The following is a 24,290-nucleotide window of genomic DNA, read 5'->3' on the forward strand; positions in this document are numbered from 1 at the left end:
TGAGTTGTAGAAGATGAACTCGAGGATCACGCGGTGACCGCCCTGCTGTCCAGCACGACCACCCCGCTACACCACTATGAGGGACTCAACTCCGTAATCGCACCAGTAGCGGCCATCGAAGTGGAAGACATCCCCGAGGATGCCCTCGCGCCACGCGTTGGCGTGGGTGCGTCCGGCCATGCCGGCGCCGATCACGGCGACCGATAGGGGCTTAGTCATGAGACTCCTTTGTCTGTTAGTCGAGGCCGAACTCGGCCTTCAGCCGGGCAAGGACGCGGGTGGTGGATTCGTCAGCGGTTTCGTGCCATCCGAACGTGCACACGGACAGCACGCCATCGAAGTTGATCTCGCGCAGGGCGTCGAAGACCTCGTCCCACGGGACCTCACCATTGCCGAGCTCGTTGTGCTGGTGCACGCGCGCATCGACGCCGGGCGGGTTGATGATGTAGCGGTTGCCGTCGTTCGCGCGATGGTTGAACGTGTCGGCGATGTGGACCTCGCGCAGCTTCGGTGCGCTGTGGCGGATCATGCGGCCGGCATCGCCCACGCCATCGGACAGGTGGAAGGTGTGGGGGCAGCAGTATTCGTAGCCGATCCAGTCCTTGTTGACCCCGCGCACGATCGAGAAGGCGTCGTCGTGCAGTTCGACGAAGTCATAGGGGTGGGCCTCCATGTTGAGGCGGATCCCGTGCTTTTCGAAGTCGGGGGGTGAGCTCTTCGATCGAGCGATACCACTGGTGCTCGCACTGGACAGGAGTATTCGGGTTGCCGGAGAACTCCGAGACGATCTCGCGCACGTCGAGCTGATCGGCGGGCTCAAGGAGGCGGCGCCAGTTGCGCACCTGGGCGACGCGTTCGGTCTCATCGGTGCTCGCCCAGTTGAAGACTGGGTTGAGCGTGCGGATCGTCACGCCCGTGTCCTTCACCGCCTTCTTCATCTCCGCCACGAAGGCGTCATCGCCCTTGGGGTAGCGATGCCAGAAATGGAATTCTTCGTTGGGGGATAGTTCGACGAAGTCGTACCCGAGTTCGCGGGCCTTACGCAGCGGGTCCGCCGTTGACATCGTCCGGTAGTACATATTCGGGTCTAGGGCGATATCGACCACGACCGTTCTCGCTTCCTGCACAGTCCGTACGCACCATTGCATGTCGATCCAGCGACCTGGACACCCTCTTATATGTCCGGACATATTTGGGAACAAGGGGTTTGCGGGCGACATTGTAACCTGGGAGATAGCGAGACCTCCGGCGAGTAACGGATATCACTCTAAGCAAGAAAACCGCATGATTACGCCATAAAGTGACGTTTCATTGAGTCGCGAGCGTGGGGGAGGGCTTGCAAGCTAGCGGCGCGAGACTACTATTGAAAGTGCTGACATAAGCAATGGCTCCTGAAGCCAGACAAGTAGTACACAGACGTGCAGAGCACGTCAGGTGCTCTGCCTGATCACCAAGGAGATCACCATTTCCACGCTAGCCATCGCTGCACGCCCTACCTCTGAGTACCAGCGCGACTTGGCTCTTAATTGCGATTCCGTTAAGCGCGCTCAGCTTTTCTTTGCGCTGCTCGCCGCCATGTTCATCATTTCGGTTGTCGGTGTCGCGACGACTCCGATTCTCACGATTGGTGCCGGCCTTGTTGCCGCGACGGTCACGGTTGTGACCGCTGTGCGGAGCGTTCTCGCTCACGCCTAACTCTCTAGACATACTCGTGGGGCCCCGGAAAAATCCGGGGCCCCACGTTTGTGTTTGCGGCGGCTACAGCGACATGTCGATGACCGCGCGGCCGCGGATAGAGCCTTCGGCCAGGCGGCCGGCAGGTTATGGCGCGTGCGCGCACCGTAGGAGCCGATGATCGACTGAGAACGGCGCACCGTCCGGTTGATCTCGACCGCCGCGGTCTGGACACCAGCGCCGAGGCCGATCGGGACCATGCGGCCGCCATCCTTCAGCGCATCGAGGGCAGAGGGCCACGTCTCGGGGCGACCGAGCGCCTCGAACGCGATGTCGACGCCCTTGCCATCGGTCAGCGCGGCGACAGCCTCGCGAACGTCCTCGTTCTTGGAGTTCACGGTTCCGGTCGCGCCGAGCGAGCGGGCGGCTTCGAGCTTGTCATCGGCCACGTCGATGGTGATGATGTCGCTCGCGCCAAACGCCTTGGCGATCTGGATGATGTTCGACCCGACGCCGCCGGTGGCAACGACGGCGACCGACTGGCCGTAGCGCAGATCAGCGGCATTGCGCACCGCGCCATAGGCGGTCAGGGCCGCACAGCGCGGGGGCTGGGGGTTCGGATTTCCTCGATCTGTAGCCCCTTCGCGACGTCCCGCAACACTGCGGCACGCATCGTTTCCGGAATGGGCGATGACATTTTGCTTCACCTCCGATCTACGAGAATTTCTTTTCCATCTCGACCTCGATCTCCTCCATGGAGAGGCCCGAGGTCTCCGGCATCCACTTCCACAGTCCGAGGAAGACCAGGATGTTGATGACGCCGTAGATGGAGTAGGTGATGGTGCCGCCGAGGTCCTGCATCATGACCGGGAAGGTCACGGTGACCAGGGCGTTGACGCACCAGAGGAAGAACACGGCCGAGCCGTTCGCGATACCGCGGATGAAGGCCGGGAACATCTCGCCGAGCATCGTCCACACGACGGGGCCGTTGGAGGACTGCACGATGAGCATGAAGACACCCATGACGGCGAGGACGACGAACGCGGCCCAGGCGTCAGGCTTCGTGCCCTCGGCGACGTGTGGGGCAATGAGGATGCCGAACGTCGCGGCGATCGCGAACATGCAGCAGGCAACGCCCGCGATGCAGAACAGTAGGATCTGGCGGCGACGGAACCGGAAGACCAGGTAGAGGCCGAGCGCGGAGCCGATCACGGACATCACGCCGTTCGCGACCTGCGCGGTGATCGACGCGGACGTCGTCATACCGGCGTATTCGAGGACCTTCGGGGCGTAGTACATGACCGTGTTGACGCCCGTGAGCTGGTTCGATGCGGCAAGGAGCAAGCCGACGAGGAAGAGCCGCCGGATCCACGGGACGCGGAACAGGTCGGAGAAGGTGCCCTTCTTCTGGTGCGCCTCGGCCTCCTGCTTGCGCAGCATGTCCTTGAACTCGTCTTCGATTGGCTCGTCGCGATCGTCACGCATGCGCTTGAGCGCGCCGATGGCCTCGTAGTACTTGCGGTTGGCCGCGTACCAGCGGGGCGATTCCGGCATCATGCGCATGCCGATCCACAAGAAGACCGCGGGGATCGTGCACAGCACGAGCATGAGACGCCAGGCCGAGCCGTTACCGCCGTTGATGACGAGCTGGTTGACGAACGCCTGGTAGGCGTCGGGATCGAGCTGGGACTGCAGCGCGGTGACGTTGGACCACGGCTGCGCGCCGGGCTGCAGGTAGCCGGACGGGTCGGAGGCGATCTCGATCGTCGGGCCACCGTAGGCGGCGTTGATGACGGCGTTGAAAGTGAAGGCGGCCAGCTGGCCGACGACGATCATGAGCTGATCGATGGCGACGATCGTGCCGCGGATGCGCTTCGGCGCGGTCTCGGCGAGGTAGACGGGCACCGTCGCGGAGGCACCACCCACGGCCAGGCCGAGGATGAAGCGCATGATGTACATGATCCACAGGTTCGGGGCCAGCGCCGTGCCGACGCCGCCGACGAGGAAGATCGCGGCGAGGACGAGCAGGTTGTGGCGGCGTCCGAAGCGGTCCGACAGCTGCCCGCCCGTGAGCGCGCCGATCGCGGCACCGAGGAGCAGGAGGCCACCGACCCAGCCTTCTTCGGCCGCGGTCAGGTGCAGGCCGTGGGCCGCTTCCGACATGTACATGTACGGCAGTGCGCCGGAGATGACACCCGTGTCGTAGCCGAAGAGGAAGGATCCGAGCGTCGCGATGCCGGCAATCCAGCCAAGCGAGCGGTGCTTGCCGGAGGCGGGAGTATCCGCGACCATCTGGTCGGCGGCCTCCAGTGTGGGGCGTGTGTTACTCATCGAGGTTTAGTCCTTCGTAAGGTTGTACGTCGTCGTACCTGAAACAGTGGGAACGTCCTGCCACGTGCCGGTCTCGACCGAGCGGACGACGGCATCGTCGACTTCGGCGGCGGCCCAGCCATCGGCGACCGAGGGGGAGACCTGCGTGCCGGTGAGGATCGATTCCACAAAGAGCGCTGCTTCGATCGCTTTGAAATCGTCGAAGCCCATCGAGGTGCCCGCGCCGGGCTGGAAACGCATGAAGTCGTGGAAGGTGGGACCTGCCATGGCGCGGGTGTAGCCCTGGAACTCGTTATCGCGGCCGATGCAGACCTCGAGGTCGTTCAGGTGCTCGAAGTTCCAGCGGGCCGAACCGTCGGTGCCGTAGACCTCGACGATGTACTCGGCGCGCGGGCCGACCGCGACGCGGGAGGATTCGAGCGTGCCGATGACGTTGTTTTCGAGACGGACCATCATCGCGACGTAGTCTTCGTTCTCGACGGCGCCGCGCTCATCGGAGACCTCCCAGCCGGTGTGGCCGATGCCCATCTTCGTGGGGATCGGGCGGTCGGCGATGAAGGTGCCGGTCAGAGCGCTGACCTGCTCGATGCGGCCGACGAGGTACTGGACCAGGTCCGCGCCGTGGCTCATGAGGTCACCGACGACGCCGGCGCCGGCGCGGGCGCGATCATAGCGCCACGTGAGCGGGCCGTCGGGGGAGGAAGCGTAGTCCGCGATCAGCCAGGCGCGCACGTTCGTGATGCGGCCGAGGCGACCGGAGCGGATGAGTTCGCGCATCTTCTGAATGGCCGGGGCGTGGCGGTAGTTGAAACCGACGGCGGTCGCGATGCCGGCCTTTTCGGCGGCTTCGGCAATCTCGCGGGCTTCTTCCGCGCTGACGCCCATGGGCTTTTCGATCCAGAACGGCTTGCCGGCTTCGGCAGCGGCAACCGCGATCTCGCGATGTAGGTAGTTAGGGGCGCAAATGGAAACCGCATCGATCTCGGGATCGTCGAGGACTTCGTGGTAGTCCGCGACCGCGCGCTCAAATCCGAGTTCCTCCACAGCGACTCGCTGGTATTCGGCAACCGGATCACACGCAACGACGAGTTTAAGATCGACTCCCAGGTTCGGGAACCGCTCCTGCAGCTGCTTATAGCTGCGGGTATGCAGACGTCCCATCCAGCCCAGACTGATGACGCCGATATTCAGGGTCTTCTTTGACATGTCTTCTCCTTCCGAGCACGCGACCCACATCACTGGGGATGCGCTCTTGCGAAGAGCCTAGCATATGTCATGACATTGTGCACAAGAGTTTTCAAATGTAAGGATAATTGAAGGTGTCAACAACAAGGAGCCCCGGCGATTGCCGGGGCTCCGTCGCGGAATCAGGCGCTAGCCTTACTCCTCACGTTGGAATGACATTGTCGCTTCGAAGGTGCCTTCCGAGGGCCAGCGGGTCGTGATGACCTTGGCGCGCGTGCAAAAACGCAGACCCTCGGGGCCGTGGATGTGGGTGTCGCCGATCAGTGAATCCTTCCAGCCGCCAAACGAGTAGTAGGCGACCGGCGTCGGGATCGGAACGTTGACGCCGACCATGCCGGCCTCGACGTCGAGCTGGAAGGTACGGGCCGCGCCGCCATCGTTGGTAAAGATGGCGGCGCCGTTGCCGAACGGCTGGTTGTTGACGATCTCGATGGCCTGCTCGTAGGAGTCGGCTTCGACGATCGTGAGGACGGGGCCGAAGACCTCATCGTTGTACAGGTCGCAGTCGAGCGGCACGTTGGTGACGATGGTCGGGCCGATGAAGTGGCCGCCCTCGTGGCCCTCGATCGTGAGCTTGCGGCCATCGAGCGTGACGGTCGCGCCCTGCTTTTCGGCGTCGTCGACGAGGCCGACGATGCGCTTCTTGGCGTCGGCCGAAATGACCGGGCCCATCTGGACGCCCTCGTCGAGGCCGTAGCCGACCTTGATCTTCTCGGCGTGCTTCTTGACCTCTTCGGCGAGCTTGTCGCCGATGCCGTCCACGGCGACGACGACGGGCAGGGCCATGCAGCGCTCGCCAGCGGCGCCGAAGGCCGCAGCCGAGATGTGCTTGGCGGCGAACTCGAGGTCGCAGTCCGGCATGACGATGGCGTGGTTATTCGCGCCACCAAGCGCCTGGACGCGCTTGCCGTGCTGGACGCCGGTGTTCTGAATGATGTGGGCGACCGGGGTAGAGCCCACGAAGGAGATCGCGTCAATGCCCGGGTGCTTGAGCATGTCCTCGACGAGGTGGCGCGAACCGGAAACGACGTTGAATACGCCATCGGGCAGGCCGGCATCCTTGTAGAGGCGAGCGATGATGAGCGAGGCCGTCGGGGTCGGGGTCGCGGGCTTGAGGATGAAGGCGTTGCCGGTCGCGATCGCGATCGGGTGCATCCACATCGGCACCATGACGGGGAAGTTGAAGGGGCAGATGCCGGCGACGACGCCGACGGGCTGGCGGATCGAATGGACGTCGACGCCGGTGGAGACGTTCGACGAGTACTCGCCCTTCAGGGCGGCGTCGATGCCGCACGCGAAGTCGAGGGTCTCGCGGCCGCGCTGGATTTCTCCGAGGGCGTCCGAGTAGTCCTTGCCGTGTTCGTTGACGATGGCCTTGGCGAGTTCGTCCTGGTTGGCAAGGACGAGTTCGCGCATCTTGTACATGATCGCCACGCGCTTGGCGAGCGAGTAGTTCTGCCAGGTCTTTTGGGCCTCGCGGGCGACGGTGACAGCGTGGTCGAGATCCTTAGAGCTTGCCATCAAGAGAGTGCCTTCGACCTCACCTGTGGCGGGGTTTTCAACGTCTTGGGTAGCAGCCGGGGTGCCCTCGTAGGCCTCGCCGTTGATCCAGTGGGTGATGGTAGTCAAGGTGAACTCCTCGTTGCAGTTCCTGTTGTCATAAATAAGAATACACTAAATCGGTCTTTGTAAGGACAAATGTGATGAAAGCGGCGGGGAGCTTGACCGCTGTGGTCCAACTCCCCGCCGCTTCCCGCTGCGTTTTACAGGTAGTGACGCTGATCGCCCTTCGCCGCCACGTACTCCTCATAGGCCTGCTGGGTCGACTCGAGTCGCGAAACCTGGCTGACCGGCACGTCCCACCAGGACGAGTTCGGTGGGTTCGGGCCGTACAGGTCGGTCTCGATGTAGATCATCGTCGCGCGCTTCGAGGCCTCGGCCTCGCGGTAGGCGGAGCGGAACTCCGCCATCGTCTTCACGCGCAGGACGTTGATGCCCCACGATTCGGCGTTGGTCGCGATATCGACGGGGACGAGCTCGCCCTCGGCATTGTGGGCCTCGCCGCCGCCCATCCGGTACTTCGTGCCGAAGCGCTGCGAGCCGCGCGACTCGGACAGCGCGCCGATTGAGGCGAAGCCGTGGTTTTGCAGCAGGACGAAGATGACCTTCACACCCTCCTGGACAATCGTGGCGAGCTCCATCGGCAGCATCTGGTACGTGCCATCGCCGACGATCGCGACGACCTCGGAGTCTGGCAGCGCGAGCTTCACGCCGAGCGCGGCCGGGATTTCGTAGCCCATCGTCGAGAACGCGTACTCGACGTGGTACTGGGTGGGCGTGCGGGCCTGCCACAGCGCCTGCAGGTCGCCCGGCATCGAACCGGCGGCGTTGATGACGACGTCCTCATCGCCGAGCAGTTCGTTCAGGGCGCCGAAGACCTCGGTCTGGGCGGGCAGCGGGCCGTGGTCCAGGTGGTAGCAGTGCTGGACCTTGTCCTCCCACGACGCCTTTTCCTTCGCGATCTCGGCCGCGTAGTCCTCGCTGACGGAGTGGTCGGCGAGCGCCTCGGTGAGACCGGCGAGCGTTGCGCGCGCATCGGCGACGAGCATCTCCGCGCCGTGCTTCACCGCGTCGAAGGCCTTGACGTTCACGTTGATGAACGTGACGTCGGGGTTCTTGAACTGGGTGTGCGATGCCGTCGTGAAATCGGAGTAGCGTGTGCCGATACCGATGACGAGGTCGGCCTTATCGGCCAGGTGGTTGGCGGCTTCGCCGCCGGTCGACCCGACGCCGCCGACGGACTGCGGGTGATCGAAGTTGATCGCGCCCTTGCCGGCCTGGGTGTCCGAGACCGGGATGCCCGTTGTGGAGGCGAAGGCGCGCAGTTCTTCGGAGGCCTCGGAGTAGATGACGCCGCCACCGGCGACGACGAGCGGGCGCTTCGCCTCGCGGATGAGCGCGACCGCGCGATCGAGCGCGGCCTTTTCCACCGGGGGACGGCGCACGTGCCAGACGCGCTTGGCGAACATTTCCTCGGGGAAGTCGTAGGCCTCGGCCTGGACGTCCTGCGGGAGGCAGACGACGACCGCGCCGGTGTCGGCGGGATCCGTCAGGGTACGCATCGCCTGCATGAGCGAGGGCAGCAGCTGCTCGGGCCGGTTAATCCGGTCGAAGAACGCGGCGATCGGGCGGAACGCGTCGTTCACCGACGTGTCCAGCGTCTGGGCGTTTTCCACCTGCTGGAGGACCGGGTCCGGGTGGCGGGTGGCGAACTGGTCGGACGGGAACAGCAGCACGGGCAGGCGGTTCGTCGTCGCGAGCGCCGCGCCCGTCACCATGTTGAGCGAGCCCGGGCCGATCGAGGCCGTGCACATCATCGCGCGCATGCGGTTCGACGCCTTGGCGTAGGCCGCGGCCGCGTTGACCATGCCCTGCTCGTTGCGCGGCATGATGTAGGGCATCGCGCCGCCGTCGGCGTCGGGGTCGATCTCGTTTTGCAGCAGGGCCTGGCCGATGCCGGCGACGTTGCCGTGGCCGAAGATGCCGAACGCGCCGGTGATGAAGCGCTCTTCGTTGCCGTCGCGCTCGACGTACTGGTGGACCAGGAAGCGGATGATGGCCTGGCCAACGGTGAGGCGGATGGTGCTCACGGTTTTACTCCTCGTTCATAGGGGTCATCGGCAGCCGTGGGTCGACGTCGTCGCCTTCCCAGGCCTGCCGCTGCCAGGTGTGGCAGGGGTCGTCGGTCATGAGCCAGGCCGAATCCTCGGCGGGACCGCCCATGACATTCAGGTAGTACATCGTGTGGCCCGGCGCCGCGACGGACGGGCCGTGGTAACCGTAGGGGACCAGGACGGTGTCGCGGGTGCGGACCTCCGCGCACACGTCGATGTCCTTGCCTGAGGAGTAGACGCGCTGCAGGCCGAAGCCTTCGGTCTGATCGCCGGGGCCGCCGGGAGCGATTTCGAAGTAGTAGATCTCCTTGAGTTCGCGCTCGATATCGGAGTGCACGTCGTGCTTGTGCGGCGGGTAGGACGACCAGTTGCCGCCCGGGGTGAGGACCTCGCACACGAGCAGATGTGAGGTTTCGAGGTCGTTGCCGAGCGCGTAGTTATTGACCTGGCGCGAGCAGATACCCGAGCCGCGCAGCCCGGTCTTGACCTCGGTGCGCGGGCAGTAGCGAACCGGCAGGTCCTTTGTGGACTTCGTCGACGGCAGCGCGAACCGGCCATCCGTCTTGGCGGTCAGCGTGAACGTCTTGCCGCGCGGGATGTATAGGTAGTCGGTGATGTCGGTAAAGATGCTGTCGCGGCCGGCGAGCTCGAAGGTCTCGTCATCGACGGTGACGGTGACTGAACCCTGCAGCGGCAGGACCAGCATCTCGTCGTCTTCGGTCGCGATCTGGGCGCTCTCTCTGGCCGACAGCGCGGCGATCTTCAGCGAGCACCAGTCCCAGCCCGCGCGCGCGGTCGTGATGACGGTGTCGAACGGCGCGGTGGCGCCGTCGCCCGCTTTGACGTGGTACTTGTGGTTCTCGTTCATAGCAACTCCACTGCTTCGTCGACGGCCCGCTCCACATCTCCGTGGCGCGGGTACAAAAGGGATCGGCCGATGACCAGGCCGAAGACATGGGGTAAGGACATCGCAGACGCCCAGCCGACCAGCGCGGCCTCTGGGTCCGCGGGGACTTCCCCGCCGAGGATGAGGGCGGGGAGCGGGCAGGAGGCCATCACGCGCTCCATATCGTCCACATAGGGCAACTTTAGCCAGGTGTAGGCCGACGTGCGGCCCAGCCCGGAGGCGATCGCGATCGAGCGGATGACCGCGTCGGGGGTGAGCTCGTTCGTGATGCGGCCATCGTGCCAATGGGAGATAAAGGGCTCGACCATGATCGGCTTGCGATGCTCGGCCAGCTCGTTGATCGCCTGTGACGTCGCATGCAGCGTGTCGGGCGTTGCCGGGTCCTGCATGTTGATGCGCGTGAGCGTCTTGCCGCCGTCGAGTCCGGCGGCGACGATGCCATGCGCGTCGTAGCAGTTGAACTGGTCGTCCATCTCGAAGCTCGAGCCCTGCAGGCCGGCGCGGTTCATCGACCCGAACACGAGCTTGCCTTCCAGGGCGCCGAGCAGCGTGAGGTCCTCGATGATGTCGGCCGTGCCGAGGAAGCCGGTCACGCCCGGGCGGGCGAGCGCAGCGACGCAGCGCTCGAGCAGGTCTTCGCGGTTGGACATCGCCATCGGGTCATCCCCGGCGGCGAGCGCGCCGCGGGCGGGGTGATCGCACGCGATGATCATCATGTTCTCGCCGGGGGCCGGCATCGTGCCCGGCTTGCGGACATCGAACGCCTTCGCAATCCGCTCCGGCTCATACATCCGGACGTGGGGGAGATCGGAGATCTTCATCGCTACCGCGCTTCCACGTGAGGTTTGGTCTCGGGGTGGGCGGCGATCATGTCGAGCACCTCATCCTCGGTCGGCATCGCCGTCGAGCATTCGAGGCGGGAGGCCACGATCGCGCCGGCGGTGGAGGCGAAATGGATCGTCTTCGCGACGCTCCAGCCGGACAGCAGGCCGTGACATAGCGCGCCACCGAAGGCGTCGCCGGCGCCCAGGCCGTTGCAGACCTCGACCTTGGTGACGGGAACTTCGATGCGCTCATCGGCGGTCTTCGCCAGCGTGCCCTTCGGGCCCTGCTTCACGATCGCGAGATCTAGGCCGCGCTCGAGCAGTGCATCCGCCGCACGGTCGGGGTCGGTCTCGCCGACGGCGACGCGGCATTCTTCCTTATTGCCCACGGCCACGTTGATGTGCTCCAAGACGCTGGAGATCTCTCGGTGGGCGGTCTCCTCGTCGTCCCAGAACATCGGGCGGTAATCGAGGTCCATGATGGTCCAGCCGAACTTCCGGCGCGCATCTAGCGCCGTGTGGTGGGCGGAGCGCGAGGGCTCGACCGACATGCCGGAACCAGAGAACAAAAAGACCTTCGCCCGCTGGACGGCTTCCAGCGGAATGTCCTGCGACGTCAGCGCCAGGTCCGGGGCCGAGGGCTCCCGGTAGAAGTACAGCGGGAAGTCATCAGGTGGGAAGATTTCGCAAAACGTAATCGGAGTCTTGTACTCAGTGTTGGTCACGACGAAATCGGCGCTCACGTTCAGTCGCGTCATCTCGCGACGCACGAAGCGGCCAAAAGGATCATCGCCCACCGCAGTAATCGTCGCGGCGCTGTGGCCATAACGGGCGGCTGCCACGGCAACGTTCGTGGGCGATCCACCTAAAAACTTTCCGAAGGTTTCTACGTCTTCGAGGCCGACGCCAGTTTGCAGGGGATAGATATCGATGCCGGAACGTCCGATTGTGACGACGTCAATGTCGCTCATAGGTTGATCTCCTTCGCTCGACACCATTTATTGTGCGACCAAGTCGAGCCATAGTCAAGATTTGTAAGGACAAAAAAGAGGTTTTCGGCGCGTAGGATAGGTGATGTCCGATTTGGACCAGTACAATAGGGGGAACTTACCGCGCTGCAGCGGCAACTAACGCGAGGAGACTTCAGTGTCGCGACCCAATCGAGAGCGTCTCGATGAGCCCTTTGTTCCTCAGGTCACGCTCGATCGCGAATCCGACGTGCCACTCTATCGACAGATCGCCAAACCGATCACGGACTTGATCCTCTCTGGCGAGGTCGAACCGGGCCGCCTCATCGAAGACGAGGTATCGCTCGCGCGCCGCCTCGATGTCTCGCGCCCGACCGCGCGGCGCGCACTGCAAGATCTCGTCGCCGACGGCCTGCTGGTGCGGCGGCGCGGTGCGGGCACAAGGGTGACCCCGGCGCATGTCCACCGCAAGATCGGGCTGACGAGCCTGTATGGCGACCTCATCAAGGCCGGCCATACGCCCAATACCGAGGTCCTGTCCTATAGCGTCCAGCTCGCCGATGAGGTCATCGCCGAAAAGCTTGGGCGCGCCGTCGGCGACGAACTCGTGGTGATCGACCGCGTCCGCGGCGCCAATGACTCGCCGCTCGCGATCATGCACAACGTGCTGCCGATCGAACATGCGCCGACGCTCTCGCAACTCACGCGCAGCGGGCTGTATGAGTGCCTGTCGCAGCGCGGCGTGGAGATCGCCTCCGCGATCCAGGTTGTCGGCGCGAAGAACGCGGACAAGCGCGAAGCTGAGCTGCTCGATCTCGAGCCTGGCACGGCGCTCGTGACGATGGAGCGGATCGCCTACGACGCCGACGGGGGAGTCGTGGAATTTGGCTCTCATGTCTACGACGCCGCGCAGTATCGCGTGACGATTCCGATGTTTGCCGACTAGTTCAGAAAGTTTGTTCATACAAACAGTTGACCGCGCTCGCTCTTTGTTATTAACCTGGTCCTATCAGTCGCCCGCCAACGTCGGCGGAAGTGAAAACAGCGAGGGAGCAACATGAGCGACATCGAGTACACCGAGGGCCCGCTGCTGGACGCCAACCGCGCGTTCGACACCGTGCTGTGGAATGACTCGTCGGATCCGGAAGAACTACGCCAGTCGATTTCTTTCGGGGGCGTCGGCGCCACCTGTAACCCGGTGATCGCCTACACGACGATCTCCAAGCACCCTGACATCTGGGTCGATCGGATCAAGAAGATCGCCGCGGACAACCCCACGTGGGGCGAATCTGAGATCGGCTGGCAGGCCGTCAAGGGCATGTCGGTGGAAGCCGCGAAGATGCTGGAGCCGGCCTTTGAGAAGCACAACGGCCGCAACGGCCGCCTGTCTGTGCAGACCGACCCGCGCCTGTACCGCGATCCCAAGGCGCTCGCGGACCAGGCCGAAGAATTCCACAACCTGGCTAAGAACATCGTCGTGAAGATCCCCGCGACCAAGACTGGCATCGAGGCGATCGAGGACGCCACCGAACGCGGCGTATCCATCAACGTGACCGTCTCCTTCTCGGTGCCGCAGGCCGTCGCCGCCGCCGAAGCGATCGAGCGGGGCCTCGAACGCCGCAAGGCCGCCGGCCACGACATCTCCCAGATGGGCCCGGTCGTCACGATCATGGCCGGCCGTCTCGATGACTGGCTGAAGGGCGTTGTCGCCCGCGACAAGATCTTCATCGACGCCTCCGCGCTCGAATGGGCCGGCATCGCCGCCGCCAAGCGCGCCTACGAAATCTTCAACGAGCGCGGCTTCACCGCCCGCGTCCTCGTCGCGGCCTTCCGGAACTGCTACCAGTGGTCCGAGATGCAGGGCGGCGACATGGTGGTTTCTCCGCCGTTCAAGTGGCAGCAGATTATCAACGGCTCCGATTACAAGCCGGTCACGAAGATCGACGAGCCCGTCGCCGAGCACTACCTCGACGAGCTGCGCCGCATCTCGGACTTCAACCGCGCCTACGAGGTCGATGGCATGAGCGAAGAAGAGTTCATCTCCTTCGGCCCGACGGTCAAGACGCTGCGCCAGTTCCTCGACGCGTGCAACGATCTGGACGTCCTCGTGCGCAACATCATCCTCCCCGCGGTTTAAGGACAGGTGGCCATGCGCATCGGAATTCTTGGAGCCGGCCGGATCGCTAAGGTCCACGCCCGTTCGATCGCCGCGCATCCCGGCGCCAGCGTCGCCATGATCGCGGATCCGTGTGAGGACGCGGCCCGCGAACTGGCCGAAGCCCACGGTGCCCGCCACACGGCGGACCCGGCCGAGGTCATCAGCGACCCCGAGGTGGACGCGATCATCATCTGTTCGCCCACCCCGCTGCACGCCGAGCAGATCCTCGCCGCGGCGAAGGTCGGAAAGCCGGTCCTGTGCGAAAAGCCCATCGCGATGGATACCGAGACGATCGACAAGCTCTTTGCCGATCTCGAAGGGCTCGACCCGCAGGTCATGCTGGGCTTTAACCGCCGTTTCGATCCGTCGTTCGCGAAGGTTCGGCGCCTCGTCGATGGCGGCGTCATCGGCAAGGTCGAGCAGGTCACGATCATCTCACGTGACCCCGCGGCCCCGCCGCGCGAATACCTCGCCTCCTCCGGCGGCATCTTCAAGGACATGACGATCCATGAATTCGACATGGCTCGCTTCTTCCTCGGAGATATCGCGACGGTCTTCGCGGTCGGCCAGAACCTCGATCCCGAGCTCGCCGACAGCGGCGACTTCGACGGCGCGATCATCACGCTGACCAACGCCGACGGCGTCGCCGCGACGATCACGAACTCGCGGCACTGCTCGGCCGGCTATGACCAGCGGCTGGAAGTCTTTGGCGATAAGGCGACCGTGAACGCGGACAACATCCGCGAGACCACGGTCCAGGTCTCGACCGGAGAAGCGACCGACGCGAAGGATCCGTACCTGGACTTCTTCCTCGAACGCTACGACGCCGCCTACCGGCTCGAGCTCGCTGAGTTCATCGACGCCGTCGAGAACAAGCGGACCCCGTCCCCATCCCTGAAGGACGGCGCCGCCGCCCTCGCCATCGCCGAAGCGGCCGAAAAGTCCGCCCGCACCGGCACCCCCGTCACCCTGTAACACGACCGGCAACGACGCCAAAGGAGAAGACTATGAAGATTGCAGGCGCCCCCATCAGCTGGGGAGTATGTGAGGTCCCCGGCTGGGGCTACCAGATGAGACCGGAGCGGGTCCTGACCGAGATGAAGGAACTCGGCCTTACCGCGACCGAGTTCGGCCCGCAGGGCTGGCTGCCCACCGAACCGCAGGCCCGCGCCGAAGCCGTCGGCGGCTACGGCCTCGAGCCGGTCGGCGCGTTCTTCCTCGCTGTCATGCACGATCCGGAATCCGACCCGATTCCCGCCGTCAACAAGGAACTCGACGCGTTCGAGGTCGCGGGTGGCTCCTACCTGATCCTTGCCGCCGATTCCGGCCAGGAAGGCTACGACGACCGCCCGGTGCTCGACGAGGAGGGCTGGAAGACGCTGTTCACCAACCTGTCGCGCATCACCGAGGTCTGCAAGGAGCGCGGCGTGACCGCCTGCCTGCACCCGCACTGGGGCACGATGGTCCAGAACGTCGACGAGGTCGAGCGAGTGCTCGACAACTCGACCGTCGGCCTGTGCCTCGATACCGGCCACCTCGCCTGCGGCGGCGCCGACGTCCTCGCGCTCGTCGAGAAGTACGCGGACCGCGTCGACATCGTCCACGCCAAGGACATCCACAAGGACATGACCGACAAGCTGCTCACCGGCGAACTCGTCTGGGGCGACGGCGTCAAGCAGGGCATGTTCGCCCCGATCGGCGAAGGCGATATCGACTTCAAGGCGATCGTCGAGAAGCTGAACGAAGCCGGCTTCGACGGCTACTACGTCCTGGAGCAGGACATCATGCTCGATGAGGAACCGCCCGCCGGCGGCGGCCCGATCGACAACGCTCGCAAGTCCTTCGAAGCACTGAAGGCGCTCGCGTAAGCACAAAACTTCAGGGGCACGAGATCGAACTCCAGCGCGATCTCGTGCCCCTGACGCACCTGTCCACGACCGTCACTCGGTCGTGGGCTTTTCGCTGCGACGCGGTGAACGCCACCGCGAGGAGCGCCACGATCGGGATCGCAACGATCACGATGATAGATCCGGTTGCTGCAGCGCCGTAAAGCAGGACGACGAGCGAGAACGCGCCGATGATGCTCGGGATGAGTGGCATGATGTCGCCTAGTCCGAGATCGCTTCGAGCTCTGCGGTGTCGCCGAGCGAGAGGAACGTCTGCTCGTCCTCGCGGTTCGGCAGCACGTCCGCGACATAGGAGGCCACGGCCTCCGAGGTGGGGACGTCGCGCTGCTGCTGCTCGGACATGTACCAGCGGTGCTCGAGGACCTCGTGGAAAATCTCGGCGGGCTCGAGCTTGCCCGACAGTTCGCGCGGGACGGCGCGCACCGTCGGTTCGAAGACGTCGGTCACCCAGTCGTGGGCGACGATCTCGATCGGGTCGTCGGATCGGCCCGTCATGACGCGGTAGGACGCGAGGTCGTTCAGCATGCGCCGGCCCTGGTTTTCCTGCACGTCCAGGCCCGTCAGGCGCATGACCTGCCGGTGGTAGTGGCCGGCGTCGACGATCTTCGGCTGGATATGGACGGTCGTGCCATCGGCGTCGGTCGACAGTTGCAGTTCGTCGACGTCATAGCCGAGGTTGTTGAGCCGGTTGATGCGTTCGGCGACGCGCCAGCGCTCCGAAACGTCGAAGGCTTCGGGCGCGGTGAGTTCGTTCCACAGGGAGTGGTAGCGGTCGACGAGGCGGTCGCCGATCGCGATGAGGTCTTCGGCTTCGTCGATGACACCGCCGGCCTGCAGGTCCATGAGTTCGCCGATGATGTTCGTGCGGGCCAGGTCGACGTCGTAGTTGCGTTGGCCGGGCGTGAGTTTTGCGTGGAGCTCGCCGGTTTCGGCGTCGACGAGGTAAGCGGCAAAGGCACCGGCGTCGCGGCGAAACAGGGTGTTCGATAGGGACACGTCGCCCCAGTAGAAGCCGAGCGTGTGCAGCCGCACGAGCAGGACCGCGAGCGCGTCGATGAGGCGTTCGCCGGTCGCGGTGCGCATCGAGCGCGAGTACAGGGCGCGATAGGGCAGTGAGAAGCTCAGGTGCTGCGTGACGAGCGCGGGCGTGAGTTCTTCGCCGCTGCGGTCGCGGCGGCCGGTGATGACGGCGAGCGGCAGGACGCAGGGTGCGCCGAGGCGGCGCAGGGCGCGCAGCATTTCGTATTCGCTGTGCGCGACGGTTTCGCCGATTTCCTTCACGGCGACGACGCGCCCGGACAGGTGGGCGAAGCGCACGATATGACGGGAAATACCACGGGGGAGGGCAGCTAGGACGGAGTCCGGCCATTCCGTTAGCGGGATCTCCCACGGTAGATCAAGCAGCGCCGGATCGACGGAGGCTGCGGTGATCTTCAGCTGGGCGACCATGGGGCTATTCTTTCATGCGCACGCGGCAAGCGGGCCGCCAGAAAAAATCCGACGGCCCGCTTAGCGTGTGTGGCTTACGGCAGGCGCTCGCCAGTCTTGGTGGAGAAGTTGTGCTGTTCGCCTTCGCGAATGCGCACGTGGACGATCTCGCCCTTGTCGGGGGCTGAGTGCGGGGGCACGCGGACGATGACCTGGTCGGCGTCTTCACCGGAGCCGAGCTTCTCGCCGAGCTCGTCGGAGCCTGCGAGTTCGCCGTAGATGAAGGCGTCGGAGCCGAGCTCCTCGACGAGGTTGACACGCACCGGGATGGAGCCGTCGGTGCCCTCGGGCACGACGTCCAGGGACTCGGGGCGGAAGCCGACCGTGATCTGGTCGCCGTCGGCGGCCTCAGCGGTCTCGCGGGTGATGAGCACCTTGGCTTCGCCGAGTTCGGCGTAGCCGTCGCGCAGGTTGAACGTACCGATGTTCATGGCGGGGGAGCCGATGAAGCCGGCAACGAAGACATTGGCCGGGGTGTCGTACATTTCGCGCGGGGTGCCGACCTGCTGCAGGATGCCGTCCTTCAGCACCGCGATGCGGTCACCCATCGTCAGGGCCTCAGTCTGGTCGTGCGTGACGTAGACGGTGGTGACTCCGAGGCGGCGCTGCAAGGACGCGATCTGGGTGCGGGTCTGGACACGCAGCTTCGCGTCGAGGTTGGACAGGGGTTCATCCATGAGGAACACCTGGGGCTGACGCACGATGGCGCGGCCCATGGCGACACGCTGACGCTGGCCACCCGAGAGGGCCTTCGGCTTGCGGTCGAGGTACTGGGTGAGGTCAAGGATGCGGGCTGCTTCCTTCACGCGCTTGTCGATCTCGTCCTTCGGGGTGGAGTCGATCTTGAGCGCGAAGCCCATGTTGTCCGCAACAGTCATGTGCGGGTAGAGCGCGTAGTTCTGGAACACCATCGCGATATCGCGATCCTTCGGCTGCACGTCGGTGACGTCGCGGTCACCGATCAAGATGCGGCCCGAGTTCACGTCCTCGAGGCCGGCGAGCATCCGAAGGGAAGTTGACTTACCGCAGCCAGAGGGCCCAACCAGGACGAGGAATTCACCATCGGCGATCTCGAGGTTGAGGCTATCGACTGCTGGACGTTCGGTGTTGGGGTAAACGCGCGTGGCGTTGTCATAGGTTACCGAGGCCATGAGTTCAGTACATCCCTTCACCGGCAGGTACGTGCCGGACGATCCGTTGTGAAAGATGTCAGAAGCGTGTCCGCACTGACACAGTCGCCCCAAAACGATGCTGTTTTGGCGTTCGACCGGTATTAGTGTCTCACACGCAGAATGAAAAGTCCTAGGACGTTTGCGAAACGTGACCAAGGATGTGTTGCGCGAGATCGCGCAACACTTCGGCGAGCTCGGTTGGGCCCGCGACGCGGTGGGGCGCGAGGGAGGCGCCCTCGCCGACTTTGATCGTCATCGTGGGGATATCGGCGGCCGCGAGGGCGGCGAACGCGAACTCGTCGGTGACGTCATCGCCCGCATAGATCGCGTACGTCGCGTCGAGCTCATCGATGAGGCGTTTGAGTGCCTCGCCCTTGTTCGTGTGCAGGACCGACAGCTCGGTCACGGCCTTGCCACGCAGCACGTTGACGCCGGGCAGCGTCGCCGGCCCTGCATCGAGTGCTGCCTCGGCTGCCGCAGCGACGTCGGAATCGGCGCGGCGCGTGTGCAGGACGCTCGCGGCCGGCTTGTATTCGACGTGCACGCCCTCGTGGCGTGCGGCGATGTCCTCCAACTGGCGCGTGAGGTCAGCAAGGAGCTGGCTCTCGGTCTCGGACAGGTGCAGCGGGCTCGAAACGAAATGGCGCTCGCCGCCCTCGGTTTCGATCGTTCCCCACTGGGCGCCATGCGAGCCGACGACGCGGGTGCCGCTCGGCGCCTCGGCGCAGTGGGCGAGCGAGTCACCCGCCCGGCCCGAGACGAGCACGAGAGTGACCGACGGCGAGGCCGAAAGGTCCGCGATCGTGCCGATGAGTTCGGGCAGCATCCGGGCGTCCTCGGGCACGGGCACGATGGGCGCGAGGGAGCCGTCGAAGTCGAGGGCGAGCAGGAGTCGGTCAGTCGCAGCCGCCTGAGCGAGATCGGCGGCGAGGTCAGTCATTATTGGACTCCTTGACCTTGGCAAGATCGGCGAAGAACCGGTCCGCCCACGCGGCGACGTCCTCCTTCGCAACCTTGCGTCGCAGGGCACGCATGCGGCGGCGCTTTTCATCGTTCGGCATGTCGATCGCCTGCATGACGATGCGCTTTGCGCCCTCGATGTCGTGCGGATTCATGACGAGCGCCTGCGGCAGGTCATCGGCCGCGCCCGTGAACTCCGACAGCACGAGGACACCGTCGAGGTCGACCTGGGCCGCGATGAATTCCTTCGCGACGAGGTTCATGCCGTCGCGCAGCGAGGTCACGAGCATGACGTCGGCCGCGCGGTACAGGGCCGCCATCTCCTCGACGGGGAACGTCTGGTGCAGATAGTGGACGGGGGAGCGGCCGAGCGCCGCGTAGTCGCCGTTGATCCGGCCGACGGTCACCTCGACCTCATCGCGCAGCGTCTTGTACTGCTCGACGCGCTCGCGCGAGGGGGAAGCCACCTGGACGAGGCAGACCTCGGGAGCCTTGACGCGGTGATCGCGCAACAGCTCGCCCATGATCTTCAGGCGGTGGCGGATGCCCTTGGTGTAGTCGAGTCGGTCGACGCCCAGCAGCAGCACGTCGGGGTTGCCGAGCTCGGCTCGGATCTGGCGGGAGCGCTTAGCGACCTTCTCGGTGCGGGAGAGCTCATCGAAGGCGGCCGTGTCGATCGAGATCGGGTAGACGCCGACCTTGACCTGCCGCGTCGGAACCTTCGGACGCGCCTGGACGTGCACCGTCGTGCCACGGACCTTGTCCCCGGTGAGGCGTTTGACGGAGCGCAAAAAGTTTTCCGAGTCCCACGAGCGCTGGAAGCCAATGACGTCGGCCCCGAGCAGACCCTGCAGGACGCGTTCGCGCCACGGCAACTGCGAGAAGATCTCGACCGGTGGGAACGGGATGTGGTTGAACCAACCGATCGTCACGTCGGGCCGGAGCTTGCGCAGCAGCGCGGGCACGAGCTGGAGCTGATAGTCGTGAATCCAGACGGTCGCACCCTCGGCGGCGGCTTCGGCCGCGGCCTTTGCGAACCGGCGGTTGACCTTGTCATAGGAGTTCCACCAGGCGCGGTGGAACTCGGGGTCGACGATGACATCGTGGTAGAGCGGCCACAGCGTGCCGTTGGAAAAACCTTCGTAGTAGTCCTTGACGTCCTCGCCCGACAGCGTGACGGGTACGAGGTGCATCCCGTCGCCGTCGAACGGTTCGACATCGAGGTCCGGCTTACCGCTCCAGCCGACCCAGGCGCCGTGGCGGGAACGCATCACGGGTGCGAGCGCCGTGACGAGTCCTCCGGGCGCGCGGTCCCAACTCATTTTTCCCTTGCTATCGACGGAAATATCAACGGGTAGACGGTTGGCAACAACGACGACTTCGGCCGTGCCGGACATGAGTTCTCCTTACTCGGCTATCTCCCCTTCAGGGTATCGAACGGGGAGCCGGTACGTTTCCCACCGCCGCGCTCCTCACCGATACTAGGGACATGGAAGGGTTCGGGGGCTACTACCTGGGCGAGCAAATTGGTTCCGGTGGCATGGGTCGCGTCTACCGCGCAATCGATGCCGACGGGCGCGATGTTGCCGTCAAGATTTTGCACCCGGCCATCAGCGCGGATCCGAAGGCGCGTGCTCGCCTCGCCCGCGAGGTCGCGACCCTGCATCGGGTCCGCGGCGCCGGCGTCGCGCAGGTCCTCGACGCGGAGGTCGACGACACCGACGCGTTCATCGTCACCGAACTCGTCGACGGTCCGACCCTGCACGACGACGTCGAAACCTGGGGCGCCTATGACGCCGCCGAACTGGCCGGTCTCGCCTCGGGGCTGAAGCGGGCGCTCGAACAGATCCACGCGGCAGGCGTCGTCCACCGCGATTTGAAACCCTCGAACGTCATGATGGACGCGAGCGGTCCGGTGCTCATCGACTTCGGAATCGCCCAGGTCGCCGACGACGCACGCTTCACCGCAACCGGCCTCGTCACCGGTACCGCAGGCTTCCTCGACCCGCAGGCGCTCGCGGGCAAGGACCCGTCCCCGGCGGGGGACTGGTGGAGTTGGGCCGCGGTCCTGTGCTTCGCCGGCACGGCCCGCCCACCGTTCGGCACCGGGCCCGCGCAGGGCATCATCGCGCGACTGCACTCCGAGCGTCCCGATACCGCCGGGCTGCCCGCCAACGTCGCCGAGATTCTAACGGCGGCGCTCGCGGTCGAGCCCGAGGATCGGCCGAACCCCAGCGAGGTTCTCACCGAGATCTATGCGGCCGCGAACCGCGGCGATGAGGTGGACCCCAAGAGCGCGGAGGGACCGCGCCAAGTCCTTTTGACCGAGCACCTGCAAGCCGCAAAGGCCGAAGTCGAAAACCAGACCGAACCACCGACGACGCGGCTCGCGAGCGAGCCGATGACCGATGTGTTGGACGCGCCGCTGGTTTCCGAAGAACAGCCGCCCCCGCCACCGGTGACGCCGCCACAGTGGGAACCGGCAACCCAGGTGCTTTCGCAACAGCCGCTAGATGCCACGCGTCAACTGCCGGTGATCCCCGAAGCGCAGCCGGAGCAGGCATATCCCGACTACGGGCAGCCCGTCGACCCGTATGCGATGCCCGCCGAGCCGTATGGCCCGGTCGCACAACCGGCAGTGCCTCGCGGCCCCGTCCCGTACCCGTGGACGAGCCTCACGATCCTGGCCGCGCTTTCCGCGCTATCGCTGCGCTGGCCGGGCTGGGTCCTCGTTGGTGTTCTCGTCGCCATGTTCCTCACTGGCGTTGTCGGCCAGGGGCAGCGCTCCTTGCAGTGGTCGCGCTGGCGCTACGGGCCGCGCCCCTCCGACCCGGTGCGCGTCGTGACCCGCGGACTGTGGCATTCCCTCGGCCATGCGCTCGCGACGGTGTGGTACCTCATCCTCTCCGGCGTCGTCATGTCGATTTCCTACCTCATCGCAAGCCCCGATATCTCCACGACGGGATTCAACGGCCTGAAGGGCGGCACGCCGCCGGTCGCCGCCGCGGCCACGATGGCAGTCATCATCACAGTGCTGTGGTGGCAGCCGAGCTACGCCGCCGGCCGGGAGGCGACGAGACGCCTCATTTCGTTGACATTTCCCGGATTCTATTCGCGTGCGGTATTTTCCTTGGCATTGCTGGGCCTTTCGGCCGTGCTGCTCCTCGTGACGCTTGGCACCCCGACGCTGGCTCAGTGGAACCCGCTGAGTAGTATTGACTCGTGGTTTACTAGCCTGATCGCCCGTTAAGAAAAGGACTACGAATGGGACACAATGATGCGCGGTCGACCAAGGCCGAGCGCAGGGAAGCCGCCCGCGCCGAAGCAGCCCGCCTGCGTGCAGAGCAGGAAGCCAAAGCGAAGCGGACGCGAAACATTACGATCGCAGGCATCCTCGCACTCGTCTTGATCGTCGCTGGCGTCGTGTACTTCGTCATCTCGAACTCGAAGAACAAGCCGAACGCCAACGGCTCCGGCGACGGAACTGTCCAGCTGACCGGCGAAGAAACCTCCGAGGCGCTCTCCGCTACCGACGTCGGTAACTCGAAGACCGCCGGTTCGATCTCGTTCGGCAAGGACCTGCAGGCGAACACCGCGAACGAGGGCAAACCCGTCGTCGAGGTGTACGCGGACTACACCTGCGGCCACTGCTTCACCTTCGAACAGTCGCGCACCCCGAAGCTCCTCGAGATGGCGAAGGCCGGTGAGATCACCCTCGTGTTCCACCCCGTCGCGATCCTCGACCGCACCCCGGACAATTCTTCCTACCCGTCGCGCGCGGCTGACGCCATCTTCGCGATCGCGAAGGACGACCCGAGCAAGGTCATCACCGCGAACTCGAAGTTCTTCGAGGTCTGGCACAACTTCGTCGCCGGTGGCGCCAAGGGCACGATGCCGTCCTCGAAGGAAATCGCTGCCGCCGCAGCCGAGGTTGGCGTGAAGCAGGAGATCGTCGACAAGATCGCCGACGGTAGCGTCGACCGCGTCGCGAAGAACGCGACCGACAACGCTGGAATCTCGGGCACCCCCACCGTCTTGCTGAACGGCGAGACGCTCGATCCGAAGAACTGGGGTACCGACAACGACGGCACCCAGATGCGTCAGTACATCCTGGATAACAGCTAGGATCCTCTGCTAGCATTCATCCGGCTAACCCCCGGATACCCGGAGTTTTCCGGGCCCGCCGACTTAGCTCAGTTGGTAGAGCAGCTGTCTTGTAAACAGCAGGTCAGGAGTTCGAGCCTCCTAGTCGGCTCCACGCGAAACCCGCACGAAAGTGCGGGTTTTGTCGTATCTGGACGCGGAGCGGGCGGTCGCGGAATCGGCCAACTGTAGCCATCGCTGTGAATCGCCCTGGGTTTCGTTCCTACCTGCTTCCCTGTCCAGCGAGCGCTGTCTGGGCTGATTCGAGGCCAGCGTAGTACGCCTCCTCGACCTCGACCGGCGTGCGGTAATCGAGCTCGCCGTGGAGACGAGCGTTGTTCCACCACCACACGTACTCGAGCGTCGCGAGCTCGACCTGCTCGACCGTCCGCCACGGGCCCTTCCGACGGATCAGCTCGGTCTTGTAGAGCCCGTTGACGGCCTCGGCGAGGGCGTTGTCGTAGCTGTCACCGATGCTCCCTGTCGACGGGGTCGCGCCGAGCTCGTTGATGCGATCCGTGTAGACGACCGAGAGGTAGTTCGACCCATGATCGGCGTGGTGGACGAGGTCATCGAGCGACCCGCGCGCGCCCCACGCGGCCATGTTCAACGCCTGTAACGGCAGCACCTCCGCGCGCAGCGTCCCGGCGACGTTCCAGCCGACGATCATGCGGGAGAACACGTCGATCACGAACGCGACATACGCCATCCCCGCCCACGTTCCAACATACGTGTAGGGTCGGTCAGCAGCGCCCTGCCCGCGTTGCCGCTGGATGGGTTTCTGCTGGCCGCCCTCCGAACCGGACGTGCCCATTCCTGAGCATCCGGCTCTCCATGTG

Annotated in this window: 21 protein-coding genes, 1 tRNA gene and 2 pseudogenes; 8 read left to right on the top strand and 16 right to left on the bottom strand. The window is 64.9% G+C overall.

The window, feature by feature from the left end:
• Positions 1 to 66 precede the first annotated feature (66 nt).
• Positions 67 to 219, bottom strand: a complete 153-nt coding sequence (locus BSZ39_RS14800; protein ID WP_158025105.1) for a hypothetical protein — start codon at positions 217 to 219, stop codon at positions 67 to 69.
• A 16-nt stretch (positions 220 to 235) separates the two neighbouring features.
• Positions 236 to 1,106: pseudogene (locus BSZ39_RS07335) on the bottom strand (sugar phosphate isomerase/epimerase family protein).
• A 328-nt stretch (positions 1,107 to 1,434) separates the two neighbouring features.
• On the opposite strand from BSZ39_RS07335, the gene BSZ39_RS07340 reads away from it, so the two are divergent.
• A complete protein-coding gene (locus BSZ39_RS07340; protein ID WP_073716716.1) occupies positions 1,435 to 1,695 on the top strand; it encodes a hypothetical protein in 261 nt (86 codons plus the stop codon).
• Between the two features lie 116 nt (positions 1,696 to 1,811).
• Here BSZ39_RS07340 and BSZ39_RS07345 read toward each other — a convergent pair.
• From BSZ39_RS07345 to iolC, 8 genes and pseudogenes are all read right to left on the bottom strand, one after another.
• Positions 1,812 to 2,273, bottom strand: a pseudogene (locus BSZ39_RS07345) (zinc-binding dehydrogenase); the annotation flags it as partial.
• A 115-nt stretch (positions 2,274 to 2,388) separates the two neighbouring features.
• Positions 2,389 to 4,005, bottom strand: a complete 1,617-nt coding sequence (locus tag BSZ39_RS07350) for an MFS transporter (RefSeq protein WP_073716717.1) — start codon at positions 4,003 to 4,005, stop codon at positions 2,389 to 2,391.
• A 6-nt stretch (positions 4,006 to 4,011) separates the two neighbouring features.
• Positions 4,012 to 5,211 carry a Gfo/Idh/MocA family protein gene (locus tag BSZ39_RS07355; protein ID WP_073716718.1) on the bottom strand — a complete coding sequence of 400 codons (1,200 nt, stop codon included), beginning with the start codon at positions 5,209 to 5,211 and terminating at the stop codon, positions 4,012 to 4,014.
• A 174-nt stretch (positions 5,212 to 5,385) separates the two neighbouring features.
• A complete protein-coding gene (locus BSZ39_RS07360) occupies positions 5,386 to 6,879 on the bottom strand; it encodes a CoA-acylating methylmalonate-semialdehyde dehydrogenase (protein WP_073716719.1) in 1,494 nt (497 codons plus the stop codon).
• A 134-nt stretch (positions 6,880 to 7,013) separates the two neighbouring features.
• Positions 7,014 to 8,900: a 3D-(3,5/4)-trihydroxycyclohexane-1,2-dione acylhydrolase (decyclizing) gene (gene iolD, locus BSZ39_RS07365; protein ID WP_073716720.1), complete on the bottom strand. Its 1,887-nt coding sequence runs from the start codon at positions 8,898 to 8,900 to the stop codon at positions 7,014 to 7,016.
• Positions 8,901 to 8,904: 4 nt separating this feature from the next.
• The gene (gene iolB / locus BSZ39_RS07370; protein WP_073716721.1) at positions 8,905 to 9,792 is read right to left on the bottom strand and encodes a 5-deoxy-glucuronate isomerase; all 888 of its coding nucleotides are present in this window, start codon (positions 9,790 to 9,792) and stop codon (positions 8,905 to 8,907) included.
• Positions 9,789 to 10,652 (bottom strand): Cgl0159 family (beta/alpha)8-fold protein, encoded by an 864-nt coding sequence (locus tag BSZ39_RS07375; protein ID WP_073716722.1) that lies wholly within the window; start codon positions 10,650 to 10,652, stop codon positions 9,789 to 9,791. The genes iolB and BSZ39_RS07375 overlap by 4 nt, the downstream gene beginning before the upstream one ends.
• 2 nt (positions 10,653 to 10,654) lie before the next feature.
• On the bottom strand, positions 10,655 to 11,626 hold the full coding sequence (iolC, locus tag BSZ39_RS07380) for a 5-dehydro-2-deoxygluconokinase (RefSeq protein ID WP_245792454.1): 972 nt from the start codon (positions 11,624 to 11,626) through the stop codon (positions 10,655 to 10,657).
• Positions 11,627 to 11,801: 175 nt separating this feature from the next.
• Here iolC and BSZ39_RS07385 point away from each other — a divergent pair, with 175 nt between their 5' ends.
• The 4 genes from BSZ39_RS07385 to BSZ39_RS07400 all read left to right on the top strand — a co-directional run bounded on the left by BSZ39_RS07385 (position 11,802) and on the right by BSZ39_RS07400 (position 15,649).
• Positions 11,802 to 12,569 (top strand): GntR family transcriptional regulator, encoded by a 768-nt coding sequence (locus tag BSZ39_RS07385; protein ID WP_073716724.1) that lies wholly within the window; start codon positions 11,802 to 11,804, stop codon positions 12,567 to 12,569.
• Between the two features lie 111 nt (positions 12,570 to 12,680).
• The gene (locus BSZ39_RS07390) at positions 12,681 to 13,760 is read left to right on the top strand and encodes a transaldolase family protein (protein WP_073716725.1); all 1,080 of its coding nucleotides are present in this window, start codon (positions 12,681 to 12,683) and stop codon (positions 13,758 to 13,760) included.
• Positions 13,761 to 13,772: 12 nt separating this feature from the next.
• Entirely contained in the window at positions 13,773 to 14,756 is a 984-nt protein-coding gene (iolG, locus tag BSZ39_RS07395) for an inositol 2-dehydrogenase (protein ID WP_073716726.1), read from the top strand.
• 32 nt (positions 14,757 to 14,788) lie between these two features.
• On the top strand, positions 14,789 to 15,649 hold the full coding sequence (locus tag BSZ39_RS07400; protein WP_073716727.1) for a sugar phosphate isomerase/epimerase family protein: 861 nt from the start codon (positions 14,789 to 14,791) through the stop codon (positions 15,647 to 15,649).
• Between the two features lie 10 nt (positions 15,650 to 15,659).
• On the opposite strand, the gene BSZ39_RS07405 is transcribed toward BSZ39_RS07400, so the two are convergent.
• The 5 genes from BSZ39_RS07405 to BSZ39_RS07425 form a co-directional block, all read right to left on the bottom strand.
• On the bottom strand, positions 15,660 to 15,881 hold the full coding sequence (locus BSZ39_RS07405; protein ID WP_073716728.1) for a hypothetical protein: 222 nt from the start codon (positions 15,879 to 15,881) through the stop codon (positions 15,660 to 15,662).
• 8 nt (positions 15,882 to 15,889) lie between these two features.
• On the bottom strand, positions 15,890 to 17,137 hold the full coding sequence (locus BSZ39_RS07410) for a DUF4032 domain-containing protein (protein ID WP_073716729.1): 1,248 nt from the start codon (positions 17,135 to 17,137) through the stop codon (positions 15,890 to 15,892).
• A gap of 74 nt (positions 17,138 to 17,211) precedes the next feature.
• On the bottom strand, positions 17,212 to 18,327 hold the full coding sequence (locus BSZ39_RS07415) for an ABC transporter ATP-binding protein (protein ID WP_073716730.1): 1,116 nt from the start codon (positions 18,325 to 18,327) through the stop codon (positions 17,212 to 17,214).
• 151 nt (positions 18,328 to 18,478) lie between these two features.
• Entirely contained in the window at positions 18,479 to 19,288 is an 810-nt protein-coding gene (gene otsB / locus BSZ39_RS07420) for a trehalose-phosphatase (protein WP_073716731.1), read from the bottom strand.
• Positions 19,281 to 20,705 carry an alpha,alpha-trehalose-phosphate synthase (UDP-forming) gene (locus tag BSZ39_RS07425; RefSeq protein ID WP_073716732.1) on the bottom strand — a complete coding sequence of 475 codons (1,425 nt, stop codon included), beginning with the start codon at positions 20,703 to 20,705 and terminating at the stop codon, positions 19,281 to 19,283. Before BSZ39_RS07425 ends, otsB begins: the two co-directional genes overlap by 8 nt.
• A 92-nt stretch (positions 20,706 to 20,797) precedes the next feature.
• Here BSZ39_RS07425 and BSZ39_RS07430 point away from each other — a divergent pair, with 92 nt between their 5' ends.
• The 3 genes from BSZ39_RS07430 to BSZ39_RS07440 all read left to right on the top strand — a co-directional run bounded on the left by BSZ39_RS07430 (position 20,798) and on the right by BSZ39_RS07440 (position 23,566).
• Complete coding sequence (locus tag BSZ39_RS07430; RefSeq protein ID WP_073716733.1) at positions 20,798 to 22,558, top strand: serine/threonine protein kinase; 1,761 nt, start codon at positions 20,798 to 20,800, stop codon at positions 22,556 to 22,558.
• A 14-nt stretch (positions 22,559 to 22,572) separates the two neighbouring features.
• Positions 22,573 to 23,433: a DsbA family protein gene (locus tag BSZ39_RS07435; RefSeq protein ID WP_073716734.1), complete on the top strand. Its 861-nt coding sequence runs from the start codon at positions 22,573 to 22,575 to the stop codon at positions 23,431 to 23,433.
• Between the two features lie 57 nt (positions 23,434 to 23,490).
• A tRNA-Thr gene (locus tag BSZ39_RS07440) sits at positions 23,491 to 23,566 on the top strand.
• Positions 23,567 to 23,674: 108 nt separating this feature from the next.
• Here the strand turns inward: BSZ39_RS07440 and BSZ39_RS07445 are convergent.
• Positions 23,675 to 24,290: DDE-type integrase/transposase/recombinase (locus tag BSZ39_RS07445; protein ID WP_222842895.1), on the bottom strand; the 616-nt coding region annotated here is incomplete at its 5' end.

It is taken from the genome of Bowdeniella nasicola, assembly GCF_001907295.1.
GTDB lineage: Bacteria > Actinomycetota > Actinomycetes > Actinomycetales > Actinomycetaceae > Bowdeniella > Bowdeniella nasicola.